A 16,640-nucleotide genomic window follows, 5' to 3' on the forward strand; every position below is an offset into this window, starting at 1 on the left:
CGCCTGGCACCTCGCCCCAGCCACCCCATAGCAAAGAAGGGCCATCCGGCCTCCGGCCGGACAGCCCCTCAACAAGATCTTCATCAGCCTTCTAGGCCGTGTCCGCAAAGTCCCGCCTGCCCCGCGACGCCTGGCACGCACTCTCGCCGCACCGGGCGAAGCCCCAAGTACATCCAGTACGAAGGTCTCCGTCCGGCACGCCGAGAGCACGCACCAGACGCCGCGGGGCCCGCCCTCCGGGCGGACGACGGGACTCTGCGGACACGGCCTAGTCCTCGTACAGGGGCGTCCACTGCGCCCGGGTGACGGCCTTGCGCAGTTCCTCCTCCGTCGCCTGCGGGGCCACCCCGTCCTCGACGGCGGCGAGGGCCGCGGCCAGGGCGATCTCGCGGGCGGATTCCCGCATCCCGGTCAGGGGCGGCAGCAGCGGCACGGGACCGTCGGCGCCGTCCGCCGCCCGCACCGCGCACCGCGCGACGGCTCGGGCGGCGGCCACGAGCATGCGGTCCGTGACCCGCGTGGCCCGGCTCGCGGTCACCGCGAGGCCCATGGCCGGGAAGACGTACACGTTGTTCGACTGCGCCACGGGCACGTCACGTCCGTCCACCGTCACCGGCGGATAGGGCGATCCGGTGGCGATCAGTGCCCGCCCGTCGGTCCAGCGGGTGAGGTCCGCCGGCTCGGCCTCGGAGTGCGAGGTGGGGTTGGAGAGCGGGAAGACGACGGGCCGTTCGCAGGTCGAGGCCATCTGCCGCACGATCTCCTCGGTGAACGCGCCGTGCGCAGTCGACAGCCCGATGAGCGCCGTCGGTTCGACACGGCGCACCACTTCGGCGAGGCCGGTGCCGTCCCAGTCGGCCACCTCGCTTTCGTCGCGCGCGAACATCCGCTGCTGCGGGGACAGTTCGGAGCGTGAGGACACCAGCAGGCCGTCGACGTCGAGGATCCAGAACCGTGCCGTGGCCTCGTCCTCAGACAGGCCCTCGTCGATCATGGCCGTCCGGATCATGTCGGCGACGCCGATGGCGGCCGACCCCGCGCCGAGGATCACCACGCGCTGCTCGGGCAGGGGCGTCCCGGCCACGTTCGCCGCGGTGGACAGGGCGCCGAGCGTGACGGCCGCGGTGCCCTGGATGTCGTCGTTGAACGTGAGCAGCCGGTCGCGGTAGCGGGAGAGGATCGGGAGGGCGTGGGCGGTGGCGAAGTCCTCCCACTGCAGCAGCGTCCCGGGCAGCTCCGCCTCGACCGCCGAGACGAACGCCTCGATCATCTCGTCGTACTCGGCGCCCGTCAGCCTCCGTGCGCGGCGGCCCAGGTAGCGGGGGTTGTCGAGCAGGGTCTCGTTGTCGGTGCCGACGTCCAGCAGGATCGGCAGGGTGCGGGCGGGATGGATGCCGCCGATGGCCGTGTAGAGGCTGAGCTTGCCGATGGGGATGCCCATGCCGCCGACGCCCTGGTCGCCCAGGCCGAGGATGCGCTGGCCGTCGGTGACGACGACGACGTCCACGTCGTGGTCCCGGTGCGGGCGGTTGCGCAGAATGTCGCGGAAGCGGTGCCGGTCCTCCCAGGTCAGGAACAGACCGCGCGGCCGGCGGTAGATCTCGCTGAACCGCCGGCAGGCCTCGCCCACCGTCGGTGTGTAGACGACGGGCAGCAGCTCCTCCAGGTAGTCGGTGACGAGACGGTAGAAGAGCACCTCGTTGGTGTCCTGGAGCTGCCGCAGGTAGATGTGCCGGTTGAGGGGCTTGTCGTAGCCGTGGAACGCCTCGTACGCGCGGGCGACCTGCTCGTCCAGGGTCTCCACGGCGGGCGGCAGCAGCCCGTCGAGTCCCAGTTCCTCACGTTCGTGCCGGCTGAAGGCGGTGCCCTTGTTGACCAGCGGGTCGGCCAGGGTCGTGACGGCGGGGCTGGTGCTGGGGTGGGGGTGTCGCGTCGGCTGGTCCATGAGGTGACGCCTTCCCCTGATGCGCCGGTTCGTGCGGGTGACGTGTGCCATCCGGACGAGACACCGGACCCGGGGCCGACCCGCGCCCACCCCGAACGGCCCAACAACGCTGCGCCGGAGGAGGCGACAGGGGGTGAGCGGTGTGACCGTGGTGGAAGGAATGCGGGTGCACACAGGGACGAGGAGGCGCGATGGTGGAAGCACCGGCCGGTACGAGGAGCGCTGCCACGAGCGGCGGGGCGGACCCGTCCCCGGGCGTCTTCGAGCAGCTCAGCGCCGTCGCCGACGCCGTCCTCTACGAGGGCTACCTCCTCTACCCCTACCGCCGCTCCTCCGCCAAGAACCGCGTCCGCTGGCAGTTCGGCGTGCTGTTCCCCCGGGACTGGGTGGAGGCGGACGGCCCCGTCGTCCCCGGTGTCTCCGGCTCGGCAGACTCCTGGTACCAGCAGACCGAGTGCCTGCTGCGGGTCCGCCGGCCGGGCAGCGCCTGCGTACGGGTGCGGGTGCGCTACCTGCAGATGCAGCGCAAGCAGGTGGAGGAAGCAGGCCACCGCCCCGTAGAGTCGCTGCGCACCGGCGACGGCACGGTGCATCTGACCTTCGACGAGGCCCTGCCGCGCGAGTGCGGGATCGACGTCACGCTCGACGAACTCCTCCGGGGCGGACGCACCGTCGCGGTGGGCGCCGCGGCGGGTGAGGACATCGAGCCGCTGCCGGAAGGCGCCGGGCGGGTGGTGCGCACCCGCGAGGAGATCCGGGCCGAGACCACCGTCACCGCCGAGCGGCTCTCCGACGACCTCTGCCGGATCCGCGTACGGACCACGAACACCGCGCCCGCCCCGCACCCGGGCACGGCACGCGACGAGGCACTGCGCAGGGCCCTCATCGCCACCCACACCCTCGTCGGCGGCGACGAAGTGGAGTTCGTCTCGCTCATCGATCCGCCGGCGGACCTGCAAGGACCCGTGCGCGCGTGCCGCAACGAGTTCACCTTCCCCGTGCTCGGCGACGGGGCCGGGGACACCGGACACGTCCTGCTGTCCGCGCCGATCATCCTGCCCGACCACCCCCGGGTCGCCCCCGAGAGCCCGGGCGACCTGCACGACGCCGCGGAGATCGACGAGATCCTCACACTGCGCACGATGCTGCTGACCGACGAGGAGAAGCGCGAGGCGCGGGCCACCGATGCGCGGGCGGCGGCGATCCTCGACCGGGTCGACACCATGCCGCAGGAGGTCTTCGAACGGCTGCACGGTGCCGTCCGGTCCCTGGCACCGGTCACCCCCACGGCGCCGGCCGACCGCGCCGCCTGGTGGCAGGAGGGCGCCGACGACGGTCTCTCCCCGACCACCGACACCGTGCTCGTCGACGGTGTCCCCCTCGGCGGCGGCAGCCGGGTACGGCTCCGCCCCCGGGGACGCGGCGCCGACGCCCAGGACATGTTTCTCGCCGGGCGGACCGCCGAGGTCGCCGCCGTCTTCCACGACGTGGACGGCAGCGTGCACCTCGCCGTCACCCTCGACGACGACCCGGCCGCCGAACTGAACAACTGGTACGGCCGCTTCCACTACTTCCGGCCCGACGAGCTCGAACCCCTCGAGCCCGCCGGATCCCCGGACGAGCCGTCGGCACCGGCTCCCGCCGCGGTTCCATCGCGGCACACGACCGACTCCGAGACCCCCGCAGCGGAGGCCGAGTGACATGACAACCCACAGCAGCACCACCGAAGTCAGCAAGGAACCCGAACGGTCCGAGGACCGGCAGGGCATCGACGAGATCCACATCCTCTGGATCTCCGAGGGCATGAGCTGCGACGGCGACACCGTCTCGCTCACCGCCGCCGACCAGCCCTCCATCGAGGACCTGGTGCTCGGGCTGATCCCGGGCCTGCCCAAGGTGAACCTGGTCAACAAGGTGCTCTCGCCCAGCCTGGGCGGCGAGGACTTCCTCGCGCCCTACCGGGCGGCCGTACGAGGCGAACTGGGTCCGTTCATCCTTGTCATCGAGGGCTCGATCCCCAACCAGAACATCATCGAGGGCGACGGCTACTGGACCTCCTTCGGCAACGACCCGGAGACCGGCGAGCCGCAGACCCTCAACTGGTGGATCGACCAACTGGCCCCCAAGGCCTGGGCGGTGGTGGCCGCCGGCACCTGCGCCACCTTCGGCGGCATCCACGCCATGTCCGGCAACCCGACGGGCTGCATGGGCCTCGCCGACTACTTGGGCTGGGACTACACCTCCCAGGCCGGCCTGCCCATCGTCAACGTGCCCGGCTGCCCGATCCAGCCCGAGAACTTCATGGAGACCCTGGTCTGGGTCCTCTACCACGCGGCCGGCTCCGCGCCCCCGCCGCCGCTGGACCACATGCTGCGCCCGCAGTGGCTGTTCGGGAAGACGGTCCACGAGGGCTGCGACCGCGGCTCGTACTACGAGCAGGCCAGCTTCGCCACGGACTACAACTCGCCCAAATGCCTGGTCAAGACGGGCTGCTGGGGTCCGGTCGTCAACTGCAACGTGCCCAAGCGCGGCTGGATGGCCGGCATCGGCGGCTGCCCCAACGTCGGCGGCATCTGCATCGGCTGCACGATGCCCGGCTTCCCCGACGCGTTCATGCCGTTCATGGACGAGCCTCCTGGCAGCACCCTGTCTTCCCTCGTCGTCAAGCCGTACGGGGCCGTCATCCGACGGCTGCGCGGCGTGACCAACGAACTGGTCAACCACGAGCCCAAGTGGCGCCACAACAAGCGGAAGCTGACCAGCGGTTACGACCCGCGCTGGCGCCCCTGATGAAGCGTCCCCGGATGCAGCCCACCACCCCACACACCACCGACAGCGAGGGGCAGTACCGCAGATGACCACCACCGAGGCCCGGCCCACGGACCGCAAGCCGCCACAGCTCGTGGACATGTCCTGGGATCCGATCACGCGGATCATCGGCAACCTGGGCATCTACACGAAGATCGACTTCGCCAACCGGGAAGTCGTCGAGTGCCACAGCACCTCGTCGCTGTTCCGCGGCTACTCGGTGTTCATGAAGGGCAAGGACCCGCGCGACGCGGGCTTCATCACGTCCCGGATCTGCGGCATCTGCGGCGACAACCACACCACCTGCTCCGACTACGCCCAGCAGATGGCCTACGGAGTCAAGCCGCCCCCGCTGGCCGAGCACATCGTCAACCTCGGCGAGGCCGCCGAGTACATGTTCGACCACACGATCTTCCAGGACAACCTGGTCTTCGTGGACTTCTGCGAGGCGATGGTCAAGGCCACCAACCCCGGTGTGCTGGCCCGCGCCGAGCGCACCGAGGCGCCCCGCGGCGAGATCCACGGCTACCGGACGATCGCCGACATCATGAAGGCCTTCAACCCCTTCGAGGGCGAGGTCTACAAGGAGGCCCTGAAGGTCAGCCGGGTCACCCGCGAGATGTTCTGCCTGATGGAGGGGCGGCACGTCCACCCCTCCACGCTGTACCCGGGCGGCGTCGGCACGATGCCGCAGCCGACCGTCTTCACCGACTACCTCAGCCGCCTCATGCGGGTCATCGACTTCGTGAAGAAGGCCGTCGCCATGAACGACGACGTCTTCGACTTCTTCTACGAGGCGCTGCCCGGCTACGAGGAGGTCGGCCGCCGCCGCACCCTGCTGGGCTGCTGGGGCGCCTTCCAGGACCCCAAGGTCGTCGACTACCGCTACGAGACGATGAACACCTGGGGCAAGGCGATGTACGTCACCCCGGGCATCATCGTCGACGGCGAACTGGTCACCAACAACCTCGTCGACATCAACCTCGGCCTGCGCATCATGCTCGGCAGCTCCTACTACGAGGACTGGGTCAACGAGCAGCCCTTCGTCACCCACGACCCGCTCGGCAACCCCGTCGACATGCGCCACCCGTGGAACCAGACCACCGTCCCGGTGCCGCAGAAGCGCGACTTCGACGACAAGTACAGCTGGGTGATGAGCCCCCGCTGGTTCGACCAGCGCACCGGCGACCACCTCGCCCTCGACACCGGCGGCGGCCCCCTCGCCCGACTGTGGTCGACCGCGCTGAGCGGCCTGGTGAACACCCCGTACATCAAGTCCACCGGCCACAGCGTGCGCATCTCCCTGCCCAAGGGCGAGTCCCTGCCGGAGACCACCCTGGAGTGGCGCATCCCGCAGTGGAGCAACACCATCGAACGCGACCGCGCCCGGCCGTACTTCGTCGCCTACGCGGCCGCCATGGCCCTGCAGTTCATCGAAGAGGCCATGGGCATGGTGCGCGCGGGCGAGACCAAGGTGTTCGAGAACTACGAGGTGCCCGACGAGGCGATCGGCTGCGGCTTCCACGAGGCGGTGCGCGGTGTCCTCTCCCACCACCTGGTGATCAAGGACAAGAAGATCGCCAACTACCACCCGTACCCGCCCACCCCGTGGAACGCCAGCCCCCGCGACATGTACGGCACCCCCGGCCCGTACGAGGACGCCGTCCAGGGCCAGCCCATCTTCGAGGAGAACGGGCCGGACGACTTCAAGGGCGTCGACATCATGCGCACCGTCCGCAGCTTCGACCCCTGTCTGCCGTGCGGTGTGCACATGTACGTCGGCAAGGGAAAGACGCTGACGACCCTGCACTCGCCGACCTACGGGGCGAACCATGGCTGAGGCCGCCACCGCGCGGCTGGCCGACCCGGACGTCGAGGCCCGCCTCGGCCGGCTCGACGAACTGCTGGAAAGCCTGGAGTCCGCCCCCGGCCCCACGACACGCTCCGCGACCCAGGCGGTGGCACTGCTGACCGAGGTCTACGGCGAGGCCCTGGCCCGCGTCCTGGACCACGCGGACGAGCAGCTCGCCGAACGCCTCGCCGAGGACGAGCTGCTCGGGCACCTCATGGTGCTGCACGACATCCACCCCGAGCCCGCCGAACGCCGGGCGGCCCGCGCGGTCGAACGGCTGCGGCCCGCCGTGCAGGAACGTGGCGGTGACGTGGAGTGGGCCGGGGTGGAAGGCCAGGTCGCCCGGGTGCGTCTGACCACGGGCGGCAGCGGATGCGGGTCCGGCTGCGGCGGCGGAGGTTCCGAGGTCACCGACGCGGTCCGCGCGGCGGTGCTCGCGGCGGCGCCCGAGCTGACGGCGGTGGAACCCCTGACCGAGACGGCCCCCGCCTTCGTACCGCTGACCACGCTGACGCACCGGGGCGCACCGTGACCACCGAAGGAGCGCTGGCCCGCCTCATCCGCTCCTCGGCCGACCGCACGGCGGCGGCCGAGCGGGAGGTGTGCGACCTGTGCGCCGCACCGGTCGCCGACGAGCACGCCCACCTGTACGACACCGGCCAGCAGGAGGTGCGCTGCGTCTGCGGCCCCTGCTCGGTGCTGTTCGCCGACGCGGCGGCGGGGGACGGCCAGTACCGGCTCGTGCCCCGGCGCCGGGTCCGGCTGCCCAAGGTCGACACGGCCGTGCTGGGCGTACCCGTCGGCCTGGTCTTCTTCGTGCCCCGGGCGGACGGCACCGTCACCGCCGAGGGCCCGAGCCCCGCGGGAGCCATGCGGTGGGAGGTGGACGCGGCGGCCTGGCAGCAGCTGGCCGAGACGTGTCCGCAGCTCGCAACCGTGGAACCCGAGGTGGAGGCCCTCCTGGTGAACACCGTCCACGGCCTCGACGAGCACTGGATCGTGCCGGTCGACGACTGCTACCGGATGATCGCCGTCGTTCGCCGGGAGTGGCGCGGCATGTCCGGCGGCGGCCGGATCTGGCCCGCCCTCGAGCAGTTCTTCGAGGACCTCACCGAGCGGCCATAGCCACGTACTCCGCAGGTCGGAGGCGAGGAAGGAGAGCACCTCATGGGCAACATCAGAGTGGGCCGGCCCCAGGCGAAGCCCGACACGCCCGGGCACGTCGCGGGCATGCACCAGGGCAACAAGGGACCGCGCGAGCAGCAGAAGGGGCACCACGAGGACGGCACCGCCGACGCGCGCCGCTCCACGGGGATCCACTGGAAACGGCATGACGCCCTCGCGGAGACCATGCCGAACATCTCGCCGGGATGAACACCGTGATGAGAACGAGCAGGGAGTCGCCGCAATGAAACGAGTACGCAGACCCGTCGCGCGCAGGCGGGGCGGGATGAGCGGGCAGCGGGTGCTGAAGGCCGAGGCCGTCCTGGTGGGCGGTGTGGCACTGGCACTGCTGTGCTGGGAGTGGCCCAGCCTGAGGCGGGAGATGCGGATCTGGCGGATGTCCGGCGGATTCCGCGCCGGCAACCGCTACCCGTGAGCCGGCCGTGCACGAACTGTCGATCGCGACCGCGATCATCGAGCGGGCCGACGAGCTGGCCCGGGCGGACGGGACGGACGCCGTCTCGAAGGTGACCGTCCGGGTCGGCGAGCTGGCGGGCGTCGTCCCCGACGCCCTCGGCTTCGCCTTCGAGGTGGCCCGTGACGGCACCGCCCTCGCGGGGGCCCACCTCGTCGTCGAGCAGATCCCCGCGCAGGCCTGGTGCGGCCCGTGCGCCGAGGAGTTCCCGGTGGGCATGCCCCCGTTCTTCTGGTGCCCGCGCTGCGACCAGCCCTCCAGCGACCTGCGCAGCGGCCGGGAACTGGAGATCGCCGGGATCGAGCCCGTACCGGCATAGACAGGCAGGGGGCCCCGCCCGCCCGGCGGCGGGGCCCCCCCTGCCGTTCTCCCGTCAGCCCTCCTCCGCCTCCGTCGGGGGCACGAAGGCGACCAGCCGCCCCTCGTTGGCGACGTAGAGCGGATCGAGCCCGAGGAACCCGCAGGCGTTCGAAACCGCGTCCGGCACCGGGATCGCCCGCTCCTGAAGCCGGACACCGGTCCCGGAAGCCCGTGCGATCTCGTTGAGGGACGCGCCCAGACCACCCCGGGTGGGGTCGCGCAGCACATGGACGTCCGGAGTGACGGCCAGCATCGCCGCCACCAGATCCGCCAGCGGCGCGCTGTCGCTGGCGATCTCCACCCCGAACTCCAGCCCTTCCCGGACACTCATGATCGCCACGCCGTGCAGCCCGATCGGGCCGCTGACGATGATCGCGTCGCCGGGCCGGGCGCGCTGGGGCCGGATGTCCACCCCGTCGGGCACGAGCCCCACGCCGGCGGTGGTGACGTACACCCCGTCGCCGTGCCCGGACTCCACCACCTTGGTGTCACCCGTGGCGATCGTGACCCCGGCCGTCTCGGCCGCCGCCCCCATGGAGCGCGCGATCCGTTCGACGACCGTCAGCTCCACGCCCTCCTCCAGTACGAAGGCCGCGGAGAGATACGCGGGCACGGCACCGCTCATCGCCAGGTCGTTGACGGTCCCGTTGACCGCGAGGTCGCCGAGGCACCCGCCGGGGAAGAACAGCGGCCGGACCACGTAGGAGTCGGTGGAGAAGGCCAGCCGCGCACCGCCCAGTTCGAGGACGGCGGAGTCGGCGAGACCGGACAGGGTGGCATTGCCGTAGGCGGGGGTGAAGATCTGCTCCATCAGCTCCGCCGACAGCGCACCCCCTCCGCCGTGCCCCATGACCACGACCCCCTGGTCGCGCAGCGGGGCCGGGCAGCTCCAGTTGGCCGGGTCGACCACATCGGCGAGTCGCTCAGGCAACGGGAGCCACCTCCTGCTGCTGCTGCGCCCCGCCGCCGGCCTGCGGCGCCGGGGCGTTCATCCGGCGGTACAGGTAGTAGGCCGCGCAGGCGCCCTCGCTGGAGACCATGGTCGCGCCGAGCGGGGTGCGCGGGGTGCAGGTGGTGCCGAACGCGCCGCACTCGGTCGGCTTGATCAGGCCCTGGAGGACCTCACCGGCACGGCACTCGGCGGGTTCCTCGGTACGGATCCCGCTGACGTCGAAGCGGTGCTCGGCGTCGTACGCGCGGAAGGCGTCGGTCAGCCGCCAGCCGCTGGCCGGGATTCGCCCGATGCCGCGCCAGGACCGGTCGGTGACCTCGAACACCTCCTCGATCATGCGCACCGCTGCCGGGTTGCCCTCCTCGCGCACGGCACGCGGGTAGGCGTTCTCCACCCGGTGCTCACCGCGCTCCAGCTGGCGGACCGCCCGGCGGATGCCCTCCAGGATGTCCAGCGGCTCGAAGCCCGTCACCACCATCGGCACCCGGAACCGCTCGGCCAGCTCCGGATACTCGGCCATCCCCATCACGCTGCACACGTGCCCGGCGGCCAGGAAGCCCTGCACCCGGCACTCGGGCGCCGTCATGATCGCCTCGACGGCCGGGGGGACCCGCACGTGCGACACCAGCAGGCTGAAGTTGGACAGGCCCAGCCGGCGCGCCTGGTGCACGGCCATCGCGTTGGCCGGGGCGGTGGTCTCGAAGCCGATCGCGAAGAACACCACCTCGCGGTCCGGGTTGCGGCGGGCCAGCTCCAGGGCGTCGAGCGGCGAGTACACCACGCGCACGTCGCCGCCCTCGCCCTTGACCCGGAACAGGTCGCGGTCGGTGCCCGGCACCCGCAGCATGTCGCCGAAGGAGCAGAAGATCACCCCGGGCCGCGAGGCGATCTCCAGCGCCTTGTCGATGACCTCCAGCGGCGTGACACAGACAGGGCAGCCGGGGCCGTGGATCAGCTCCACCTGCTCCGGCAGCAGTTGGTCGATGCCGTGCCGGATGATCGAGTGGGTCTGCCCGCCGCACACCTCCATCAGGGCCCACGGCCGGGTGGCGGTGGCGCGGATCTCGTCCAGCAGGCGCCGCGCCAGCTGGGGGTCGTTGAACTCGTCGATGTACTTCACGCCGTTCCCGCCTCCTTCTCGGCCTGCTTCCAGGCGTCCCCGAACTCCTCCTCCAAAAGCCCCAGTTCCTCGAACAGCTTCAGGGAGGCCAGGGCCGACTCCTCGTCCAGACGCTGGAGCGCGAATCCGACGTGCACGATGACGTACTCACCCACCCGCACGTCGGACACGTACTCCAGGCACGCCTGTTTCTGCACTCCGCCGAAGTCGATCAGCCCGGTGAGCGGGTCGGCGGTGTCGTCGATGGCCACGACCTTGCCGGGGACTGCCAGACACATGGGTCACTCCTCCTGTCGTAGGTGCGCCGCGACCAGCAGCTGGCCCAGGGCCAGCCCGCCGTCGTTCGGCGGGACTTCGCCGTGCCGGAGCACCGCGAAACCGTCTTCGGTCAGCAGCCGCGCGCACTCCTCCTCCAGCAGCGCGTTGGCGAACACCCCGCCGCTGAGGGCGACGGTGGCCAGGCCGGTGTCCCGGCGCGCCCGCCGGCAGATCTGTGCCACCGCCCCCGCCACACCGCGGTGGAAGCGGGCCGCGAGCACGGCGGCCGGGGTGCCGCGCCGCAGATCGGCGACCAGCGCGGCCAGCACGGGCGCCGGGTCTAGCCCGCCGGCGAAGGCGTACGCCGAGGTGTCGTCGCCCCACGCCGTGGCGGCCGTCGCCTCCAGCTCCAGCGCGGCCTGCGCCTCGTACCCCGCGCGATGGCACACGCCGACGAGCGACGACACGGCGTCGAAGAGGCGACCCATGCTGGAGGTCGGCACACAGGCCAGACCGCCGCACAACTGCCGTTCGAGCACCGCCAGTTCCTCCGGCGCGCAGGCGGTCACGCACGGCAGGTCGGCGTCCCACGGCAGTCCCGCCGCCCACAGCCGGGCCAGGGCCAGACGGCACGGGTTGGCGACGCCCGCGTCGCCACCGGGCAGCGGGGCGGGGGAGAGGTGGGCGTAGCGCCGGAAACCGGTGTAGTCGGCGAGCAGGATCTCGCCGCCCCAGACGGTGCCGTCGTCGCCGTAGCCCGTGCCGTCGAAGGCGACACCGATCACCGGGGTCGTGCCGTCGAGGCCGTGCTCGGCCATGGCGGAGGCGATGTGCGCGTGGTGGTGCTGGACCAGCACGGGAGCGCGTCCGGCCGGCCGGGAGGCCCACCGTGTCGAGTGGTAGCCGGGGTGCCGGTCGGCGGCGACCAGTTCGGGGCTCACGCCGGTCAGACCCCGCAGGTGCGCGTCCGCCCGCCGGGCCGCCTCCAGGGTGGTCAGATCGCCCATGTCGCCGATGTGCGGCCCGAACCAGGCGTGGTCGCCCGCGCCGAGGCACAGGGCGTTCTTCAGGTCGCCGCCCACGGCGAGCGCGGGCCGCACCGGGACCGGCAGCCGCAGCGGGCGGGGCACATAGCCCCGGGACCGGCGCAGCACCTGCTCGGTACCGTCGGGCCGCACCCGCAGCAGGGAGTCGTCGCAGGGCGAGGCGATGGGCCGGTCGTGGGCGAGCCAGGCGTCGGCCAGCCCGGCGAGCCGGGTCAGCGCCTCGTCGTCGTCCGTGACGATCGGCTCCCCGGAGCGGTTGCCGCTCGTCATGACCAGCACGCGCGGGCCCGGCGGATCACCGGGCAGGCCGAACAGCAGGGTGTGCACGGGCGTGTAGGGCAGCATCACGCCGAGGTGCGGGCTGCCGGGGCAGACGCCGGGCGCCAGGACGTTCGCCTGCGAGCGCCGGCGCAGCAGGACGATGGGGCGCCGAGGGCTGGTGAGGGCGGCCAGCCCGGACGTGGAGACTTCGGCGATCCGCCGTACGTCGTCGAGGTCCGCGCACATCACCGCGAACGGCTTGCCGCCGCGCGCCTTGCGGGTGCGCAGCGTGTCCACGGCCGGTGCGTCGGTGGCGTCGCAGGCCAGGTGATAGCCGCCGAGGCCCTTGACGGCGACGATCCGCCCGGCTGCCAGCAGCGCCCGTGCCGATGCCAGCGCTTCGGCGTCCCGGGCAGGACGGATCCCGCTCCCGGACGTCGGCACCAGGCGCAGCCGGGGACCGCAGCCGGGGCAGGCCACGGGCTGGGCGTGGAAGCGCCGGTCGAGGGGATCGCCGTACTCCCGGGCGCACGCGGCGCACATCGGGAAGCCGGACATGGTCGTGGCCGACCGGTCGTACGGCATGCCCGTGGCGATGGTGAAGCGGGGCCCGCAGTGGGTGCAGGTGACGAACGGGTGCCGGTACCGGCGGTCGGCGGGATCGCCCAGTTCCCGCAGGCAGTCGGCGCAGGTCGCCGTGTCGGGCGGGAGCAGGGTGCTGCCGGGGGAGCGGTCGGTGGAGCGGATGCCGAAAGTGCCGTCGGTCCCGGCGACGGGCAGGTCCTCGACCTCGACGCCGAGCACGGCGGCGAGCGGCGGCGGCTCCTCGGCCAGCCGGTCGCAGAAGGCGGCGACATCGTCCGGCGGGCCCTCCACCTCGATGAGGACGCCGCTCGCCGTGTTGCTCACGAATCCCGCGAGCGTGAGGTCGGTGGCGAGGCGGTGCACGAAGGGGCGGAAGCCCACGCCCTGCACGGTGCCGCACACGGTGACACGACGGCGCACCGCCCGGGTGGCGGGCGCTGTCACGAGAGGAGGCCGGCTTCGGCGTCCTCATGGGTGTGCGTGTGGGTGTGCGGCCGGGGCGCCAGGGGCGGCCGGTGGACAGGGGCTCCGTCCCGGACGGCGAGCACCCGTTCCAGGAGGGTGTCGACGCCGGCGCCGGTGCGGGCGCAGGACCGCACGACCTCCACCCCGGGATTGACCCGCTGCACGTTCGCCTCGAAGGCCGCCTCGTCGAACCCGGCCGGTCCGGCCAGATCGGTCTTGGTCAGCACCACAAGATGGGCGGACCCGAAGGCGGTGGGGTACTTCAGCGGCTTGTCCTCGCCCTCCGTCACCGCCATGAGCACGATCCGCATGCTCTCTCCGAGGTCGTAGGACGCGGGGCAGACGAGATTGCCGACGTTCTCCACGAACAGCAGCGAGGTGCCCCCGGGCAGCCAGCTCTCCACGTGGCCGCGCAGCTGCCGCGCCTCCAGATGGCACAGCCCGTCCGTCAGCAGCTGCTTCACCGGGGCTCCCGAACGGGACAGCCGGTCGGCGTCGTTGTCGGTCGCCAGGTCGGCGGTGAGCGCGGCCACCGGAAGGGTCCGCTCCACCGCCCTGGCCAGCACCCGCCCGAGCAGTTCCGTCTTGCCGCTGCCCGGGCTGGACAGCAGGTTGACCACGCTCACTCCGCGCCGGGCCAACGCGTCACGCAGGTCCGCGGCCAGACCGTCGTTCTTCGCCAGGACGGCCTGAGTGACCTCGTCCACGGAATCGCACATGGGTGCCGCTCCTCGCGGGTCGGTAGGGAAATCGTTCCGCTACCGATCCTCCGCGCCGCCGCTCACCATGCCCGGCAGCCCGGCCGACGACAGGGTGGCGGATTCGTCCGGGCGGCTCAACGGGGGCGTGGCAGCCGGGTCGGCGAGCAGCACCGGCACCATGGTGTGCAGGGCCGCGACGGCCCGTCCGACCGCCTCGCGCACCGTCGCGCTGACGCCCGGGGCGATGTCCTCGTCGGCGAGTGCCCGCAGCTCGGGCTCACAGGCCAGCACCAGGACGCGGGGGAGCGGCTCGTCGCCCAGGTGGGCGGCCAGGGCGAGGACCTTCGCCGGGTCCATGCCGTGCGCCTCGGGCGGGGCGCCCGTCGTGGACCCGCCGGGCGGGTCCGGCTCGATCAGCGACAGCGTGCCCGGCTCGTGCCCCCGTACGGCCGCGTCGACCAGGACGGCCGTGTCGTAGCCGTCGAGCAGCTCGTACGCCAGGTCCATGCCGCGGATGCCGAAGTCCCGCACCCGCACCTCCGGCGGCAGCGGGTGCCGGTCCAGGGCGCGGATCACCTCGGGGCCGAAGGCGTCGTCCGCGAGGAAGATGTTGCCGACGCCCGCCACGAGCAGCCGGGCGCTCATCGCGTGTCTCCGGTCGCCAGCGGCCTGGGGGAGCCGTTCGGGAGCTTGCGGACGAACGCGGACCGCAGCGCGTGGTACGGCGCCTCGGGGTCGAAGAAGACGGCGCGCATCCGGGCGAGTTCGGCCCGCCGGTACTCGGCGAGGGGCCGGTGGAGCTCGTCCGCGTGCCGTGCCGTGGCCTTGGCGGTGATCCGGCGCGGGAGATCCGGATCATCAGCCATGTCGGCGGCCAGGCGCCCCACCTCGGCGGCGAACTCCTCGGGCGCGACCGGCACCAGACGGTTCACCAGTCCGATCCGCTCGGCGGTCGCGGCGCTCACCGGCAGCGCCTCGGCCGTCAGCCGCTCGGCCGTCTCGGCGCCCACCCGGCGGGGCAGCGAGTACGTCCAGTACTCCGACCCGTACAGCCCCATGTTCCGGTAGTGCGGATTGAGGACGCTGCCGGTGCGGCACCAGACCTCGTCGGCGGCCAGGGCGAGCATGACGCCGCCGGCCGCCGCGTTGCCGCCCAGGGCCGCCACCACGATCCGGTCGGTGGTGCGCAGCACCGCCTCGACCAGGTCGTTCATGGCGTTCAGGTTGGACCAGGACTCACCCGCCGGGTCGCTCGACGCCTCGATGACGTTGAGGTGGATGCCGTTGGAGAAGAAGTCGCGGGTGCCGCCGAGCACCAGCACCGAGGTGGGGCGGGTGAGGGCGTACCGCCAGGCGGCGAGCAGTCTGCGGCAGTGGGTGGTGCTCATGGCCCCGCCGGGGAACGAGAAGGTCAGGAAGCCGATGCGGCCGTGCTGCCGGTAGCGGATGTCGGTCCAGGTGGTGCGGCCCGGGGGCAGTTCGAGCGGGGCGGCGATCTCAGGCAGCCAGTACGGGCGGCCGTTCGAACCCGGCATGCCCGGGCTACTGCCGGGCGGGGCCGGGAAGCCGGCGAGCACCGAGGCCGCCGGGCGGCGGAACGGTGCCGGGTCACCGGAGCTCTTGCGGGGCCGCAGCTCCGGGATCCACACCGCGCCGTCCCGGGTGGCCCGGCAGACCGCGCCCGCCCGGGTCGCGAGCAGTTCCCCGGGCTCCCCGCGCAGCCGGTCCTCGGGGTGCCCGCCGTGCAGGAACACCTCCCGGTCGCAGATCTCGTCCCGGACGCCGGGCTGTGAGTCGGCCCCGCGGAGCTTGCGCAGCACCGTCGCCGTGCTGTCGTTCTCCCAGTCGATCCGCCGCTGCTCCTGGCGGAAGAAGTCCCGCCACACCACGTGGATGCCGGGTTCGCTCTGCGGGCGCGGTTTGTACGATCCGTCGGCGTAGCGCCGCACGGCCAGCAGCACGGCGGCCGCGGCGGCGTCCGACACCTCGTTGCGGTACAGGTCGCTCTTGCCTGCCGCCGGCACCGGGAACGAGCCGTCCGCCCACACGTCCCCCGCGTCCATGGCAGCCTCGGCCTGGAGCACCGTCACGCCCCACTCGGACGCCTCCTCGGCGATGGCCCAGTCCAGCGACGACGGCCCCCGGTCCCCGGGCGGCCCCGGGTGCACGATCAGGCAGGTGTGCTCCCGCCACACGTCCTCCGGCAGGGCCGACTTCAGCATCGGGGCGACGATCAGCTCCGGGCACACCTCGGTGACGGCGGCCCGGACCGCGTCGGGGCCGTGCGAGGCGAGCACGACGTCCACGTGGTGCCCCTCGTCCGACAGTTCGGCGAACACACGCTGGGACAGGCTGTTGAACGCGCTGGCGACGAGCAAGATGTCCATGACACGGATGGTCGCCCGTCGGGGGAGGGCCGCGAAGGACCACGGCGGCGTTTCGCGGTCCTCAGCCGCTTCCGGCCGAACGGGTAAGCGGACTCGGCCGAGTTTTGACCGTGCTGCGACGGACTACCGGCTCCCGCCGGATCGGGCACGCCGGACTCGACGAGGTGACGCACCGGACCGGGCACTGAGCGCGCGTTCGGTGCGTGGGGGGTGTGGAACGCTGGGCATGATCGGCCACGGTGCGGCAGCTGTTCGACGCCG

16 protein-coding genes are annotated in these 16,640 nt (G+C 72.4%); 8 read left to right on the forward strand and 8 right to left on the reverse strand.

All coding sequences use genetic code 11. From position 1 onward, the window contains the following. Nucleotides 1-268: 268 nt before the first annotated feature. Nucleotides 269-1,945, reverse strand: coding sequence for an NAD-dependent malic enzyme (locus tag IO24_RS0132780; protein WP_031142133.1), 1,677 nt, complete (start codon nucleotides 1,943-1,945; stop codon nucleotides 269-271). A 191-nt stretch (nucleotides 1,946-2,136) separates the two neighbouring features. Here IO24_RS0132780 and IO24_RS0132785 point away from each other — a divergent pair, with 191 nt between their 5' ends. From IO24_RS0132785 to hypA, 8 genes are all read left to right on the forward strand, one after another. Next, entirely contained in the window at nucleotides 2,137-3,645 is a 1,509-nt protein-coding gene (locus tag IO24_RS0132785; RefSeq protein ID WP_031142136.1) for a hypothetical protein, read from the forward strand. Between the two features lies 1 nt (nucleotide 3,646). Continuing rightward, nucleotides 3,647-4,735: an NADH-quinone oxidoreductase subunit B family protein gene (locus IO24_RS0132790; protein ID WP_031142137.1), complete on the forward strand. Its 1,089-nt coding sequence runs from the start codon at nucleotides 3,647-3,649 to the stop codon at nucleotides 4,733-4,735. A gap of 64 nt (nucleotides 4,736-4,799) precedes the next feature. Further along, a complete protein-coding gene (locus IO24_RS0132795) occupies nucleotides 4,800-6,593 on the forward strand; it encodes a nickel-dependent hydrogenase large subunit (protein ID WP_031142140.1) in 1,794 nt (597 codons plus the stop codon). Further along, nucleotides 6,586-7,137, forward strand: coding sequence for a NifU family protein (locus IO24_RS0132800; RefSeq protein WP_031142142.1), 552 nt, complete (start codon nucleotides 6,586-6,588; stop codon nucleotides 7,135-7,137). The genes IO24_RS0132795 and IO24_RS0132800 overlap by 8 nt, the downstream gene beginning before the upstream one ends. Further along, the gene (locus IO24_RS0132805; protein WP_031142145.1) at nucleotides 7,134-7,730 is read left to right on the forward strand and encodes a DUF5947 family protein; all 597 of its coding nucleotides are present in this window, start codon (nucleotides 7,134-7,136) and stop codon (nucleotides 7,728-7,730) included. Before IO24_RS0132800 ends, IO24_RS0132805 begins: the two co-directional genes overlap by 4 nt. Nucleotides 7,731-7,772: 42 nt before the next feature. Further along, nucleotides 7,773-7,979 (forward strand): hypothetical protein, encoded by a 207-nt coding sequence (locus tag IO24_RS0132810; protein WP_031142147.1) that lies wholly within the window; start codon nucleotides 7,773-7,775, stop codon nucleotides 7,977-7,979. A 34-nt stretch (nucleotides 7,980-8,013) separates the two neighbouring features. Beyond that, on the forward strand, nucleotides 8,014-8,205 hold the full coding sequence (locus IO24_RS45305) for a hypothetical protein (RefSeq protein WP_031142149.1): 192 nt from the start codon (nucleotides 8,014-8,016) through the stop codon (nucleotides 8,203-8,205). A gap of 7 nt (nucleotides 8,206-8,212) precedes the next feature. Next, a complete protein-coding gene (gene hypA, locus IO24_RS0132820) occupies nucleotides 8,213-8,563 on the forward strand; it encodes a hydrogenase maturation nickel metallochaperone HypA (RefSeq protein WP_031111009.1) in 351 nt (116 codons plus the stop codon). A gap of 54 nt (nucleotides 8,564-8,617) precedes the next feature. Here hypA and hypE read toward each other — a convergent pair whose 3' ends face one another. Genes hypE through IO24_RS0132855 form a run of 7 tightly spaced genes read right to left on the reverse strand, consistent with a single transcriptional unit; the run spans nucleotide 8,618 to nucleotide 16,379 of the window. After that, nucleotides 8,618-9,535 (reverse strand): hydrogenase expression/formation protein HypE, encoded by a 918-nt coding sequence (gene hypE / locus IO24_RS0132825; protein WP_031142152.1) that lies wholly within the window; start codon nucleotides 9,533-9,535, stop codon nucleotides 8,618-8,620. Then, nucleotides 9,528-10,676, reverse strand: coding sequence for a hydrogenase formation protein HypD (gene hypD, locus IO24_RS0132830; protein ID WP_031142154.1), 1,149 nt, complete (start codon nucleotides 10,674-10,676; stop codon nucleotides 9,528-9,530). The genes hypE and hypD overlap by 8 nt, the downstream gene beginning before the upstream one ends. Continuing rightward, the gene (locus IO24_RS0132835) at nucleotides 10,673-10,954 is read right to left on the reverse strand and encodes a HypC/HybG/HupF family hydrogenase formation chaperone (protein WP_031142157.1); all 282 of its coding nucleotides are present in this window, start codon (nucleotides 10,952-10,954) and stop codon (nucleotides 10,673-10,675) included. The genes hypD and IO24_RS0132835 overlap by 4 nt, the downstream gene beginning before the upstream one ends. A 3-nt stretch (nucleotides 10,955-10,957) precedes the next feature. Next, nucleotides 10,958-13,270, reverse strand: coding sequence for a carbamoyltransferase HypF (gene hypF, locus IO24_RS0132840; protein WP_031142159.1), 2,313 nt, complete (start codon nucleotides 13,268-13,270; stop codon nucleotides 10,958-10,960). Beyond that, on the reverse strand, nucleotides 13,267-14,010 hold the full coding sequence (gene hypB, locus IO24_RS0132845) for a hydrogenase nickel incorporation protein HypB (RefSeq protein ID WP_031142161.1): 744 nt from the start codon (nucleotides 14,008-14,010) through the stop codon (nucleotides 13,267-13,269). The genes hypF and hypB overlap by 4 nt, the downstream gene beginning before the upstream one ends. Before the next feature lie 39 nt (nucleotides 14,011-14,049). Continuing rightward, nucleotides 14,050-14,637: a hydrogenase maturation protease gene (locus IO24_RS0132850; RefSeq protein ID WP_031142163.1), complete on the reverse strand. Its 588-nt coding sequence runs from the start codon at nucleotides 14,635-14,637 to the stop codon at nucleotides 14,050-14,052. Further along, complete coding sequence (locus IO24_RS0132855; protein ID WP_031142165.1) at nucleotides 14,634-16,379, reverse strand: hydrogenase maturation protein; 1,746 nt, start codon at nucleotides 16,377-16,379, stop codon at nucleotides 14,634-14,636. The genes IO24_RS0132850 and IO24_RS0132855 overlap by 4 nt, the downstream gene beginning before the upstream one ends. Nucleotides 16,380-16,640: the final 261 nt, after the last annotated feature.

It is taken from the genome of Streptomyces flavovariabilis, assembly GCF_000725785.1.
GTDB classification, from domain to species: Bacteria; Actinomycetota; Actinomycetes; order Streptomycetales; family Streptomycetaceae; genus Streptomyces; species Streptomyces hawaiiensis.

Excerpts from the sequence above, each read along its gene's own strand:
- IO24_RS0132855 (WP_031142165.1), bottom strand. The coding sequence starts at position 16,379 with ATGGACATCTTGCTCGTCGCCAGCGCGTTCAACAGCCTGTCCCAGCGT.
- IO24_RS0132800 (WP_031142142.1), top strand. The coding sequence starts at position 6,586 with ATGGCTGAGGCCGCCACCGCGCGGCTGGCCGACCCGGACGTCGAGGCC.
- IO24_RS0132790 (WP_031142137.1), top strand. The coding sequence starts at position 3,647 with ATGACAACCCACAGCAGCACCACCGAAGTCAGCAAGGAACCCGAACGG.
- hypB (WP_031142161.1), bottom strand. The coding sequence starts at position 14,010 with ATGTGCGATTCCGTGGACGAGGTCACTCAGGCCGTCCTGGCGAAGAAC.
- IO24_RS45305 (WP_031142149.1), top strand. The coding sequence starts at position 8,014 with ATGAAACGAGTACGCAGACCCGTCGCGCGCAGGCGGGGCGGGATGAGC.
- IO24_RS0132785 (WP_031142136.1), top strand. The coding sequence starts at position 2,137 with ATGGTGGAAGCACCGGCCGGTACGAGGAGCGCTGCCACGAGCGGCGGG.
- IO24_RS0132835 (WP_031142157.1), bottom strand. The coding sequence starts at position 10,954 with ATGTGTCTGGCAGTCCCCGGCAAGGTCGTGGCCATCGACGACACCGCC.
- IO24_RS0132780 (WP_031142133.1), bottom strand. The coding sequence starts at position 1,945 with ATGGACCAGCCGACGCGACACCCCCACCCCAGCACCAGCCCCGCCGTC.
- IO24_RS0132850 (WP_031142163.1), bottom strand. The coding sequence starts at position 14,637 with ATGAGCGCCCGGCTGCTCGTGGCGGGCGTCGGCAACATCTTCCTCGCG.
- IO24_RS0132795 (WP_031142140.1), top strand. The coding sequence starts at position 4,800 with ATGACCACCACCGAGGCCCGGCCCACGGACCGCAAGCCGCCACAGCTC.
- IO24_RS0132810 (WP_031142147.1), top strand. The coding sequence starts at position 7,773 with ATGGGCAACATCAGAGTGGGCCGGCCCCAGGCGAAGCCCGACACGCCC.